The organism is Peribacillus sp. NPDC055009 (genome assembly GCF_053608705.1).
In genome coordinates this window covers 15875-28571 of record NZ_JBSGVZ010000033.1, presented here as the reverse complement: position 1 = coordinate 28571, position 12697 = coordinate 15875, and the positions used below count along the sequence as shown (strand labels likewise).

The 12697-nt window shown below is 37.6% G+C and carries 11 protein-coding genes and 1 pseudogene; 10 read left to right on the top strand and 2 right to left on the bottom strand.

Annotated features, from left to right (window positions below):
• The 6 genes and pseudogenes from ACWF5P_RS26420 to ACWF5P_RS26395 all read left to right on the top strand — a co-directional run.
• Positions 1-216 (top strand): annotated as a pseudogene (locus ACWF5P_RS26420) (ABC transporter ATP-binding protein); the annotation flags it as partial.
• A gap of 109 nt (positions 217-325) precedes the next feature.
• Complete coding sequence (locus ACWF5P_RS26415) at positions 326-1642, top strand: MFS transporter (RefSeq protein WP_230177682.1); 1317 nt, start codon at positions 326-328, stop codon at positions 1640-1642.
• Between the two features lie 84 nt (positions 1643-1726).
• The gene (locus ACWF5P_RS26410; RefSeq protein WP_434168927.1) at positions 1727-2464 is read left to right on the top strand and encodes a thioesterase domain-containing protein; all 738 of its coding nucleotides are present in this window, start codon (positions 1727-1729) and stop codon (positions 2462-2464) included.
• 84 nt (positions 2465-2548) lie between these two features.
• On the top strand, positions 2549-3238 hold the full coding sequence (locus ACWF5P_RS26405; RefSeq protein ID WP_230177679.1) for a 4'-phosphopantetheinyl transferase family protein: 690 nt from the start codon (positions 2549-2551) through the stop codon (positions 3236-3238).
• Positions 3239-3992: 754 nt separating this feature from the next.
• Positions 3993-4730, top strand: a complete 738-nt coding sequence (truA, locus tag ACWF5P_RS26400) for a tRNA pseudouridine(38-40) synthase TruA (RefSeq protein WP_101224081.1) — start codon at positions 3993-3995, stop codon at positions 4728-4730.
• Between the two features lie 109 nt (positions 4731-4839).
• Entirely contained in the window at positions 4840-5364 is a 525-nt protein-coding gene (locus tag ACWF5P_RS26395; RefSeq protein ID WP_434168929.1) for a type 1 glutamine amidotransferase domain-containing protein, read from the top strand.
• Positions 5365-5542: 178 nt separating this feature from the next.
• On the opposite strand, the gene ACWF5P_RS26390 is transcribed toward ACWF5P_RS26395, so the two are convergent.
• Positions 5543-6232: a YetF domain-containing protein gene (locus ACWF5P_RS26390; protein ID WP_434168930.1), complete on the bottom strand. Its 690-nt coding sequence runs from the start codon at positions 6230-6232 to the stop codon at positions 5543-5545.
• A 311-nt stretch (positions 6233-6543) separates the two neighbouring features.
• On the opposite strand from ACWF5P_RS26390, the gene ACWF5P_RS26385 reads away from it, so the two are divergent.
• The 4 genes from ACWF5P_RS26385 to ACWF5P_RS26370 all read left to right on the top strand — a co-directional run bounded on the left by ACWF5P_RS26385 (position 6544) and on the right by ACWF5P_RS26370 (position 11503).
• Complete coding sequence (locus ACWF5P_RS26385; protein WP_452445505.1) at positions 6544-8646, top strand: YhgE/Pip family protein; 2103 nt, start codon at positions 6544-6546, stop codon at positions 8644-8646.
• A gap of 270 nt (positions 8647-8916) precedes the next feature.
• Entirely contained in the window at positions 8917-9759 is an 843-nt protein-coding gene (locus ACWF5P_RS26380; RefSeq protein ID WP_101224077.1) for an ABC transporter ATP-binding protein, read from the top strand.
• Positions 9692-10444 (top strand): ABC transporter permease, encoded by a 753-nt coding sequence (locus tag ACWF5P_RS26375; protein WP_101224076.1) that lies wholly within the window; start codon positions 9692-9694, stop codon positions 10442-10444. Before ACWF5P_RS26380 ends, ACWF5P_RS26375 begins: the two co-directional genes overlap by 68 nt.
• A 42-nt stretch (positions 10445-10486) precedes the next feature.
• Positions 10487-11503, top strand: a complete 1017-nt coding sequence (locus ACWF5P_RS26370) for an aliphatic sulfonate ABC transporter substrate-binding protein (RefSeq protein WP_402941457.1) — start codon at positions 10487-10489, stop codon at positions 11501-11503.
• Between the two features lie 135 nt (positions 11504-11638).
• Here the strand turns inward: ACWF5P_RS26370 and ACWF5P_RS26365 are convergent, their stop codons facing one another.
• Positions 11639-12577, bottom strand: coding sequence for a DHH family phosphoesterase (locus ACWF5P_RS26365; protein WP_434168934.1), 939 nt, complete (start codon positions 12575-12577; stop codon positions 11639-11641).
• Between the last annotated feature and the right edge of the window lie 120 nt (positions 12578-12697).

Below are 12697 nucleotides of genomic sequence, written 5' to 3'. Positions count from 1 at the left end.
ACGGTTGTTTTAGATATCCTAACACAACTGAATAACGAAGGACAAAGTATTGTCATGGTAACGCATGACCTCAAAGCAGCAACGAGAGGAAATAGAATCATATATTTAAAAGATGGAAGAATCGATGGGGAATTGAATTTAGATCCATTTGGAGAAGACAATTTGAAAGAAAGGGAGGAAGCTGTGTACAAGTTTTTAAATGATAAAAATTGGTAGTTAGTAGTAAAACTAAATAATTCGAACAGAGAATATGGAGATAATAGGTATAAAAATAAAAACGGAGTGTCATACTTGATACTTTTGTTATAAGGACGATGAGTAATATATGGAAAAGGCATTCCAAAATGAAATCATTGCAATTACAGATGAAAAAAGTATCAATCGAATGGTTAAAAAGAATATATTTATGCTTATTCTGGGCCAGGTAGTTTCAATATTCGGAAGCAGCATTTATAGTTTTGCAATGGGGCTGTATATTTTAAGTACGACAGGCTCAGGATTGTATTTTTCCATAACGATAGCATTAGGAACGATACCAAAAATTATATTTGGGCCGATCTCAGGTGTTGTTGCGGATAGAGTTGATAGGAAAAAGATGATTGTAATAATGGATCTATTATGCGGAATTGTTGTTATTGCTTTATTTGTATTAAGCAGTTTCGATAGCTTGAGATTAATATATATATATCTATCAACTTTTTTAATAGCAACATGTACTATTTTTTCTGAAACACCAATGGAAGCTTCGATTCCAAATTTGGTAGATGAAAAAAGATTAACGAAAGTTACTTCTCTCAATCAAGCTGTATTATCCATTGCAAACATTGCAGGACCTAGTATTGGTGGAGTCGCTTTTGCTTTAATTGATATTAGACTGTTTTTATTATTCAATGGACTATCTTTTATTTTTGCAGGTTTAATGGATCATTTACTAGATTTTAAGGTTAAGGATAAAATATATGGTATTGATAAAAAAGGGAATAAAGACAATGATGATGGTGTAAAAAACACCTTTTTTGAAGATTTAAAAGAAGGAATATCCTATATCAGATCACAGACATGGTTAGTCGTATTGGGAAGTTTTACAGTGTTTTTTAATATGTTTTTTATAATTGGAATTACAGTAACGGTGCCTTATATAGCTGTGAATGTCTGGGAATTATCATCTAGTCAACTAGGTGTATTAGAGTCGGTTTTTCCTTTAGGTATGCTTGTTGGTACAGTTATAACGCTTTTATTACCTGAGAATAACAGTAATTATAAAAGGATCATGAGCTGTATAGCAGTCTCTTCCGTTGGAATGCTTTTTACTGGAATTTTGACATGTGATTTAATCATTACTCTTGATACCATTTCTTATTTTATCATTTCGATCATATTATTTATTATTCTTGCTATATGTTCAGTTTCATATAACATACCGTTTTTTGTAACACTACAAAAAAAGGTGCCAAATGAAATGTTAGGCAGAGTAAGAAGTGTCATCTTAACCTTTGTTACAGGGTTAACTCCAGTAGGTGCAGTTATTGGAGGAGCTTTAGTAGATATAGTATCTCCATGGTTATTACCAATGGTATGCGGAGTTATTATGGTGGTACTTACCATTATGATGAGTAGAATGAAAGCATTAAAGGCCATTTAAGTAGCATTCCTATACATTCATAAGATTAATGTAGATAAATCTTATGAATGTGTCAATCAAAAAAAACAGAAAGGGGAGAGGAAATTGAATAAGGTAAAGCTTTTTTGTATTCCTTATGCAGGGGGGTCAGCAGCAGTCTATTCAAGGTGGAAAAAACTAGTCAATCCCTTAATTGAGCTTAAACAAGTGGAATTACCCGGAAGAGGATCTAGAATGAATGAATCCCTTATCGATAATATTCCTGATATTGTCAGAAATATTTTTAAAGAAATAAAGGATCAAATTAAACCCCCTTATGCTTTATTTGGTCATAGTATGGGTGCCCTTATTACTTATGAACTTTGTAAAAAAATAAAGCAGGAAGGATATCCGTCACCTGTTCATATATTTTTTTCGGGTAAACAGGGCCCACAAGTCAAATTAAAAGGGTTGAATTGTTATAATTTACCTGAAGATGAATTTATAAAGCATATTTTAAACTATAATGGGACAAATGAAGCTGTATTCAAAAATAAAGAATTAGCTTCCTTATTTATCCCTATTCTAAGGGCAGATTTTAAAATGGTTGAAACATATAAATTTGATCGTACGGATGATTACCTAGAATGTGATGTGTCCGTATTTAGCGGAACTGATGATAGAGCAGTTTCATGGGAGGACTTATCAGGATGGCAAGAGGTCACAAAAAGTAATTGTCGTTTCTATCCATTTAAAGGCGGGCATTTTTTTATTAATGAACATACAGAAGAAGTTGTTGATCAAATTAATAATGTACTTACTAGTATTTCAATAAATATAGAACAGCTCAGTATAAATAAATAAAAAAATGGATAAAAGCGGAATGGTTATAGGATATATATTGCTTCTTGAAATATAATATATTAACTAAGATGTTGGTGTTTGATAATGGAAATTTTTGCTGTTAATCTCTTAAATCCATTATGTTTTTCAACGTACGAGCAATTATTGCGGCTCTTGCCATTAGAAAAGCAAAGTAAGCTTAGACAATTTAAGAGATTTGAAGATTCTATGAGAGGTATTGTTGCGGAGATGTTAATTCGCAGTATTATTAAAAAAAAGAATGTTCGAAATGACTACAAATATAATTTTGCTACAAATACTTATGGCAAACCCTACTTATCTGATGTAGAGAATTTTAAATTTAATTTAAGCCATTCTGAAGATTGGGTTGTTTGTGCAGTTGATGGAAATCAAATTGGTATTGATATAGAAAAAGAAAAATTAATCGATATACAAATTGCCTGCCAATTTTTCACGAAAAGGGAATGTGATTATATTTTCTCATTAAAAGATCAGCAACGGTCAAGATTTTTTGATATATGGACTTTAAAGGAGAGCTATATCAAGGCTGTAGGACTAGGTTTATCGATTCCTCTAAATTCATTTTCAATAATTATGGATTCTAATAATAGTACTATTGGTATTAAATCAGAATGTAATGATACCTCCTTTTATTTTAAACAGTATTCGATCGATTCCTTTTATAAGTTAGCTGTTTGCGCACGCCATGATCATTTCCCTTCCGAAATAAAGCAAATGAATTTAGAGGACTTGGTGTCTGAAATTATAGGATAGTATGTAACAGAAACATCTTTTAACAAATAGAATGAATACCTTGAAAAGGTCCATATTAATGTACCATTCAGCATAAGCTAAATAGAGTAAAGCAGAACACCTTCTCACTATTTGCTAACATACTTATTTTTTTGAGTTAAACTTATTTAACTAATCTAATGTTGACCCTAAAACAAACCATGATATATCAACATTTTCTAGACTTATTTAACTCAGTTAAACTAGTTTGATTTTGCTCAACAAGATTGACAGGGAAGGGGTCGTGGGTCGAATCCCACACAGATCATCAACTGCCAAAGGCTCAAATCCTTGATATAACAAGGGTTTGGGCCTTTTTATTTTTTTGATTTCCATTTATTATTCCTGTGTGATTCTGCATTGCACGGAAACTGGATTTGTGACGCCGGCTCGTTCGTTGCATGACGTTAGCCACTTTGGTACACTATGCAGAAGTGCTTTTTTAGTTTGATTGCTAGGATTTACTATGGAATCGCATGGATGAGCTGCAGGATCTTTACATAAATCATGGTCCATGAGGCTGTGGGGGTGTATCTTAAACGAACCCTTAAAATGGAACTCCTTTTACTCTGTAGACTAGTGGAGCAGTTACAAAACCATTAACAACTTAACAATTTAAATGTTTCTAAGAAAGGACCATCTGTTCCCTCATACAGCAGGAGTTGTATGGGGGCTTGTATTTTATCGAGAATTTTCTGTTTAGATGACTTTACAGGAATAAAATAAGGAGGACGCAATGAACAATTATAAATTGACCATTCAATATGATGGCGGGCGCTATAAGGGCTGGCAACGACTAGGTAATAGTGATGATACGATTCAAGGGAAAATAGAAAATGTATTAACGGAAATGGCAGGGGAAAAAATTGAAATCATCGGATGCAGCAGAACGGATGCAGGTGTACATGCCCTTGCTCAAATCGCCAATTTTAAGCTCGGTGAAAATCTGACTGAAGCAGAAATCATGAATTATTTAAATAGATATTTACCCCGAGATATCAGCATTGTCGATGTTACGCTAGTTCCTGATCGTTTTCATGCCCGTTATAATGCTAAGGATAAAACCTATTTGTATAAGATCTGGAACGAGCCATACACAAATCCTTTCATGAGAAAGTACAGTATGCATGTAGAGGAAAAGCTGGATATCACTAGAATGAAAAAAGCATGTCAATTTTTTATAGGTGAACATGATTTCACTGCTTTTTCAAATGCAAAGTCCAAGAAAAAATCCATGGTGCGTGAGATATATTCCATTGATATAGAAGAAAATGCCGGCTTCATCCAAATTACTGTGCGAGGCGATGGATTTCTTTATAATATGGTTAGGAAGATTGTCGGGACGTTGATAGAAGTAGGGTTAAATGAAATAGATGCTGAAAATATACCGAGTATTTTAGAGTCAAAAGAAAGAATCCAAACGGGCCGTATGGCGGAGGCAGCTGGGTTGTACTTGGTCAAGGTTGATTTTTAGGTCAAATATTGATGCATCGGTTATTGCATGTAAAGTGTACAGTCAGTAGAAAAAGGGAAGTAATAGGGAAGAATGGTAAAGCAATAGAACGAAAGAAGGAGAGGGTTTCATGAGATTAGCAGGAAAGAAAATAATCAGTCTTGTGCACCATGATTTTGAGGATTTAGAGCTCTGGTATCCGATTTTACGATTAAAAGAAGAAGGAGCGATTGTTCACCTCGCCGGAGAAAATGCGAATGAAACATACATTGGAAAATATGGTGTACCAGCCATATCCGATTATGGGTATGGCAGTATTAAAGCTGAAGAATATGATGCCATTCTTGTACCGGGCGGTTGGGCACCTGACAAAATTCGCCGTTTTCCTGAAGTGATATCACTTATCCAAAGCATGGAAGAAAGTAAAAAACCAATTGGCCAAATTTGTCATGCTGGTTGGGTATTGATCTCGGCTAAAATTTTACAGGGGAAGAATGTAACGAGTACACCGGGCATTAAAGATGATATGGAAAATGCCGGGGCAACTTGGATAGATAAGCCCGTCGTAGTAGATGGAAACCTTGTATCAAGCAGGCGTCCGTCTGATCTACCGGATTATTTAAGGGAATTGATAAACGTGATCGAAAAGAGTTAAATATAATAGGCTGAAAAAGTGGTTTTTCCTTCTGGAAAAACCACTTTTTATTTATGAAATATTAAAATGAAAAGGAGTATCTTCACTCATTTAATCCAGTTTAATTTTATGAAACACGGTCAATCATGATATGGGTCGATATTGTTAAGATATTTGATGCTTACTGAAAACCAAAAGATTATTCCGTTGATTGATCCTTAAACAAGTCAATATACAAATTTCCTTTTGTTCCTACGACAGCATACGAGATATCAAAAACAGCAAGGTTTCTTTTTTTGAGTTCTGCCATTAACGATTCGTAATCGTAGGTGTGTTTTGATAAGTTTTCATAAAGAATCTTTCCATCATGGACCAGTTCTATCGGTACAGATGCTGAGGGCAGTAAAGGTAAATCCTGCTTGGCGGCATTTTGGTATTGTTCTTTCTTTAATACTGAGAGGGAGCCATTTGTTTCTAAAATGGCACATTCCACTTCTTCAATGTTGAAGATATCTTTTCCTCGCAAACCCTGTTTAAGAGAATCCAGTGAATATCCCATTCGTTCCATTGACTCTTCGAGAAGCTGTCCTTTTTGAATTAAGGTAGCAGGTTCTCCAGCGATCCATTTCCCGAAGCGTGGATTTCGAATCGATAGAAGATTCAGCATATATACGATGGTACCCATAACAATAATTGCAATGATAAAATACAGGAATTTGATTTTTATATTGAATGCTAGATTCCCTGCAATTGTCCCCATCGTAATTGAAGCGATATAAAGGTGATAGGTCCTCTGGGCAATCGTCTGTTTACCAAGGAGATGGACAAATACCCATAATAAAATAAAAGACGTCAAGGTTCGAAAGATGATTTCAACAGATTCTGACATGACAATTTCTCCCTTGCAAAACTCCTGACAATTCGTTTGTGGTAGTATGTTCTTACACCTTGCCGTTTATTCTGTAACTCAAAAAGGAAAAAGACAAGAAACCGTCCTTGAATTGGGAGCCCATCTTACATAAATTGATAGCTTTATTTTTAAACCAGGTATTCAAGATTCGTGAAATCTCAGGAAGCAAGCAGTTCGTTACTTGCTTCTCTTTATTTGGTCTGAAAAAAATCGATGGATATGTTTACTTGTATCGTTAAAGAAATTTCTTCGAATAATAGTATCAAAATACTTTTGCACGGGGGTATGTTTTGAGAAATATTCAGGAAATTTTCATTGACGATTTAAAAAGCATTTATAAAAATTTCTTTGTATGTATCGTAGTTGTTTTTCTCATGTTCATCCCTTCCATTTATGCGTGGTTCAATATTGTCGCATCTTGGGACCCGTATGCAAATACGGAAGGAATCCTTGTCGGTGTTGCCAATAATGATAAAGGTGCGGAGTTAAATGGTGAAGCCGTGAACATAGGCAAGGAAGTAATGGAAGGGTTAAAGGAGAATAAGGATCTAGGCTGGAGATTCACATCGGAAAAAGAAGCGATAGAAAAGGTGGAAAAGGGTGATTATTATGCATCCATCATCATCCCGGAGAACTTTTCCGAACATATTGCGACGATCATGACCGATGACCCTAAGAAGGCGGAAATTGATTACTATGTTAATGAAAAGATCAATTCCATTGCTCCTAAAATAACGGCAGCGGGTGCCAACAGCATTGTGGACAATGTGAGCAAAACCTTTATCAAATCAGCCAGTGGGAGTATCCTTGCAATCTTTAATGAACTCGGAATCACCTTGCAAAACGAGTTGCCGACGATTCAAAAAATGAAGAATATGGTGTATTTATTAGAGGGTGAACTGCCTGAGCTCGAGCAAAATATCAAAACCGTTCAAACACATGTCAAAAAGGCTGAAGATATCATTAAGAAGGTTAATAATGGCCTGGATTCGATAGAAGGAATAACATCGCAGAAGGACAAATTGGTATCGGACGTTTCTAGTTATGTAGATTCAACAAGGCAGGCATTCGAAGGAATCAGTCCCCTTTTGAAAAATGATATTGCGAACATCAGGAGCGATAATGATTCCGTTATAGTGCTGGCGAACCGGTTAACGGGTCAGGATTTGCCTGGCAATGAGTATGATCAGCTAGTGGAACAAGGGGTAACGAGGATAAATAAAGAGTTGTACCTTTTGGACAGTATGTATAATTTATTGGTGAGGGTCAATCAATTTAATGAGCAAAACTTGCTTCAGCCAGAAATACAGCTGGTTGATGAACTAAGGGATAATGCTTCGAACCAACTTCAAGCGCTGAATAACCGATCCTTCGGCAAACTTATAGAACTTGGCGGGAACAATGATCAAGTCTTGGCAAGATTCCAGGAGAACTATTCAAAGGAAACAGGGCCAAAATTCACTGAAATCTGGACTGAAACAGAAGCAATATTGAATAGTGTCCAGATTACGATGGAGGAGGGAGCGAAGGTTCTTCCTGAGGTTAGGACGCTATTGAATGAGACCAATCGAACATTGGAAACACGTACAGGGGATATCGATAAGTTACAGAATAAGTTTCCGGAAATCGAAACGAAAATAAAGGCTCTAGCTTCTAAAATGAGGGAATTCGATAAGTCTTATAATATGGAAGAAGTGATCGATTTCCTAAGGAATGATATTGAACAAGAAAGTGAATTTTTTTCAGAACCAGTGCTGCTCAATAAACACAGTCTCTTTCCGATTCCGAACTATGGATCCGCCATGTCTCCTTTCTTTACGGCACTTTCCCTTTGGGTCGGTGGTACAATATTGATTTCCATGCTTAGCGTGGGTGTTTCTCAAAAGGTCTACAGCCCGTATCAAATTTATATCGGGCGGTATCTTATATTTTTCATCATTGGGGTAATGCAGGCTCTTAGTGTTTCCATTGGGAATATCATCCTGATCGATGTATATGTAGCGGATAAATTTGAGTACATCCTGTTTTCTGTTCTGATAAGTACAGTATTTACACTCATTGTCTACACCTTCGTTTCCGTTCTTGGAAATGTTGGAAAAGGGATAAGCGTCGTATTGATGGTCCTTCAAATATCAAGTTCAGGAGGCACTTTCCCGATTCAGGTCACACCGCCCTTTTTTCAGCATATTAACCCGTACTTGCCGTTCACCTATGCTGTGGGTTTACTTCGTGAATCTGTTGGGGGAATAACTTGGAGCGTAGCTGGCAAGGACATTTTTATCCTGATTCTCTTTTTAATATTCACACTCATCTTAGGTGTCATTTTGAAAAAGCCTCTGCATGCAAGGACACAAAAGATGAAGGATAAATTGTATGGAAGCAGGATTTTTTAAGGTCATCGAAAGAGTGTAGGTGAAAAAATGGATATTAAAATTAGCCTGAACCCTTACAAAGGGCTCAGGTTTTTATATTTGCTGATTGGGATTTGTTCATTTGTATTTTTGTGTAAGTCTGGAATATTTATCAATACATCGACAATTGAATAAAAAGATACCGATAAATTAGAATTTTTGCATTTTTATAGTTGACAAAAACCATTGGATTAATCATTATTAAGAAATAATGTTTAGTAAATCGATGCGATATAAAAGTGGGGTGACTTTATGTATTTAACAATAGATGGCATTGAAAAAAGTTTTAAGAATGAAAAGAAAGAAAGCATAAAGGTGCTCGATAAGATAAACATAGAAGTCGAGAAAGGAAGCTTCGTTTCGATCGTCGGCCCTTCAGGATGTGGGAAATCCACGCTCCTTTATCTGATTGCCGGACTTGATAAGGCAGATACAGGTGAAATACGTGTAGCTGGGAAAAAAGTGGTGAAGCCAGGTCCGGAACGGGTTGTAGTGTTTCAAGAGGCGGGATTATTCCCTTGGTTGACGGTACTTGAAAATGTTACATACGGATTGAAGTTAAAGAAAATTCCCAATGAAGAGGCTAAAGCCAAGGCATTGGACATTTTAAAGATGGTTCACCTCAGCCGATATGTTGACTCCTATCCACATCAACTCTCAGGGGGCATGAAACAGAGGGTAGCCATCGCAAGAGCGTTGGTGATGGAACCGGATATCCTGTTGATGGATGAGCCATTCTCTGCGCTTGATGAGCAAACGAGGATGGTCTTGCATAAAGAGCTGCTTGAAATCTGGAGAAAAACTAAAGTGACGATCTTTTTCGTTACCCATAATATTCGTGAGGCTGTTCAGCTTTCCGAAAAAATTATCGTCTTTGCAACCCGTCCAGGGAAAATCAAAGAGACGATTTCCGTCCCTTCCATGAAAGATGGAGTTATGCCGGATAGTGTAACTTTGCATACAGAACAAAGGGTTCTATCGATTTTGCAGGAGGAAATTGAAAAAGTGCTGAAGGAGGAAATGGGGAATGATTACAGCTTTAAGACGAATCATATTCATCGCGATGATAGCGGGGATATGGGAAGTCACATCTAGACTTTCCAGTCTTCCGGATTTCATGTTCCCAAGCCTGACTCAGGTTTTGGAAACTCTGTTTAATGGACTGATGAGCGGACAAATAACCGAAGCCATCGGAAAAAGCCTTGGCCGTATCCTGATCGGCTTTATGATTGCCATTATAGTAGGTCTGATATTAGGATATTTCATTTGGCGCTTTAAATTGGTCGAAGACACTTTAGGATTCGTCGTGACGGCTTTACAGTCCATCCCGAGTATCGTGTGGTTCCCTTTAGCGATCATTTGGTTTGGATTGAATGATTTTTCGATCCTCTTCATCGTCACCATCGGCGCAACTTGGACGATGACGGTTAATGCAACGAGTGGCTTCCGGAATGTACCACAGTTGTATCAGCGGGTTGCAAAAACATATGGATCGACTGGGTTTCATTTTCTTCGCACCGTGATTTTACCAGCATCCGTCCCGCAAATAATATCCGGTCTCCGAATCGCATGGGCCTTTTCCTGGCGTGCATTGATGGCCGGTGAATTACTTGGCGGGGGAGGCGGTCTTGGACAATTGCTGGAAATGGGCAGATCACTGGGACAAATGGATTTGGTCATCTCCGTGATGATCATCATCGCTATCATCGGAACAATCGTGGATAATGTCGTCTTCTCCCGTCTTGAACGTAATGTTCAACTGAAATGGGGAGTGAAGTAACGGTAGTTTAATAAAATAATAGTTAAAAAGGAGAGAAAGAATATGCTGAAAAAATCATTTTTTGCCCTTATACTGTCTGTATTGTTAATCGGAATAGTAAGCGGATGCACTCAATCCAGCAGTAATGATGAAGAAGGAGAAGGTTCCGGGGGGAAATCCGTGAAAATTGGGTATTTTCCTAACTTAACCCACAGTGCAACGATCATTGCACTTGAAAAAGGCTTTTTCGAAGAAGAGTTTGGTAAAGATGTTAAGATTGAAACCAAAACAGTAGCAAATGGCGGATTATTCATGGAAGCAATGGCTACAAACGCCATTGATGTCGGAACGGTCGGTCCTGGTCCATTGCTTAACTTTTACGTAAAAAACCCTGAATACCACTTGATCTCCGGGGCTGTTAATGGAGGTGCCGTACTTGTTGCTAGCGAGGGCAGCAAGGTTACGGATTTAAAAGATTTGGGCGGTAAAAAGGTAGCGATTCCCGTCATTGGAAGCACACAGGATGTCATGCTTAGGAAGGCCCTTCAAGATGTTGACTTAAAACCGACTACAAATGGGGGCACAGTTGAGCTGTATGCGGCAGCACCTGCAGACACAACCGCCCTTTTTGTCCAAAAATCAGTCGATGCAGCAGCAACCCAGGAACCATGGGGTTATGTATTGGAAAACCAGGCAAAAGGAAAGTTACTGCTTGACTGGGATCAATTTGCATGGGGGAAAGATTCACCTAACACGGTAGTGGCTGCAAGCCAGAAGTTCTTGGATAGAAAGGGGCTCGCTGCTTCCTATTTGAAAGCGCATGAAAAAGCGGTGAAGTTTATACAAGACAACCCTGAAGAAAGCCAAGAACTGGTTATTAAGCATTTGAAGGAACTGACTGGAAAAGAATTAAGTAAAGAAGAAGTCGCTTCAGCATTTTCACGCCTTGAAGTGACAACCGAAGTTAATGAGCAAGTCATTCAGGAAATGGCCGACATAAGCAAAGAAGCTGGTTATATCCCTAGCAATGATATAAAAGGCATGATCGATTTATCAATTCTTCAAGAAGTGTCCAAATAAATTGAAACAAGCAAGCGCCTCAGCCATCCTGGCTTTGGCGCTTTTTTTGTAATCAGGCGAAGGACGAATTAATCCGTTTTAATTGAACTGGGTAAATATTCTTGCATATAAACATCGCAGGTCATGAACTCCCTGTTATGGACAGACTTGATCCAATGCTTGGATAACATGATCAACCTCTTCCCAGGAATGGATGGTAGCTCCTGAAGCCAGTGAATGTCCTCCTCCATTGAATTGACGTGCGACTGAAGTGATGGGAATATTCCGTGAACGTATCCTGACACGGATTTCAGAAGGATATTCGATGAAGAAAGCCCAAATTTTATTGCCCCTGACACTTGATAGTGTATTGACTAAATTCGAAGCTTCGAGTCGATCCACGCCATACATATTTAAAAGTTCCTCGGTAATAATGAAGTAAGCTACTCCTTTATCGGTTACCTTGAAGCTCATGAGGATATCTTTTTGAAGTCTTGAAGCGTTTTTTTCCTTTACATTAAGACTGTTATGAATTCTTTCTGGCTGAATATTATAAGTTCTTAAATGTGAAACCATCTTTAATGTCCGCGGAGTGGTATTCCCATTCATGAAATTCCCTGTATCACTAAGTATTCCTGCATAAAATGATTTAGCCGCTTCTTTATTCATGACAAATCCCACTGGAAATTCCAAGAATAAATCAACAAGCATTTCACTTGCGGAGCTATAGGAAGGGTCAACCCAAGAAAGATCACCGAATTGTTCATATTCAGGGTGGTGGTCAATTTTGATCAGCATGTCCCCTTGATAGTAGCGGGAATCACTGATCCGTGAAATGTTGGCCGTATCACAAACAATCACTAAGGCACCTTTGTATTTGTTATCGGAAATGACATCCATATCACCAATGAATAGAAGCTTATCCACTTCTTCGCCTACCGCAAAGACTTCTTTAGAAGGGTAGGAATGCTTCAATAGCCTCTTTAAACCGATTTGTGATCCCAATGCATCCGGATCCGGATTAACATGGCGATGAATGATGATTGTGTGGTATTTCTTGATCGCTTCGATTATTTCCGCTTTTTTATTGTCCATATCGCCATCTCCCTTTCATTTTTCCTAGTCTAGCGAGCGATAATTGATATTTATGTATAATTCAAATATTGACACTATGCATATTCAATCATCACATGCCTCACGAATAAAGGCAATTCC

What these genes read in the sequence shown, in the direction of transcription:
- ACWF5P_RS26415 (WP_230177682.1), top strand. Translation starts at nt 326, where the DNA reads ATGGAAAAGGCATTCCAAAATGAAATCATTGCAATTACAGATGAAAAA.
- ACWF5P_RS26405 (WP_230177679.1), top strand. Translation starts at nt 2,549, where the DNA reads ATGGAAATTTTTGCTGTTAATCTCTTAAATCCATTATGTTTTTCAACG.
- truA (WP_101224081.1), top strand. Translation starts at nt 3,993, where the DNA reads ATGAACAATTATAAATTGACCATTCAATATGATGGCGGGCGCTATAAG.
- ACWF5P_RS26395 (WP_434168929.1), top strand. Translation starts at nt 4,840, where the DNA reads ATGAGATTAGCAGGAAAGAAAATAATCAGTCTTGTGCACCATGATTTT.
- ACWF5P_RS26390 (WP_434168930.1), bottom strand. Translation starts at nt 6,232, where the DNA reads ATGTCAGAATCTGTTGAAATCATCTTTCGAACCTTGACGTCTTTTATT.
- ACWF5P_RS26380 (WP_101224077.1), top strand. Translation starts at nt 8,917, where the DNA reads ATGTATTTAACAATAGATGGCATTGAAAAAAGTTTTAAGAATGAAAAG.
- ACWF5P_RS26375 (WP_101224076.1), top strand. Translation starts at nt 9,692, where the DNA reads ATGATTACAGCTTTAAGACGAATCATATTCATCGCGATGATAGCGGGG.
- ACWF5P_RS26370 (WP_402941457.1), top strand. Translation starts at nt 10,487, where the DNA reads ATGCTGAAAAAATCATTTTTTGCCCTTATACTGTCTGTATTGTTAATC.
- ACWF5P_RS26365 (WP_434168934.1), bottom strand. Translation starts at nt 12,577, where the DNA reads ATGGACAATAAAAAAGCGGAAATAATCGAAGCGATCAAGAAATACCAC.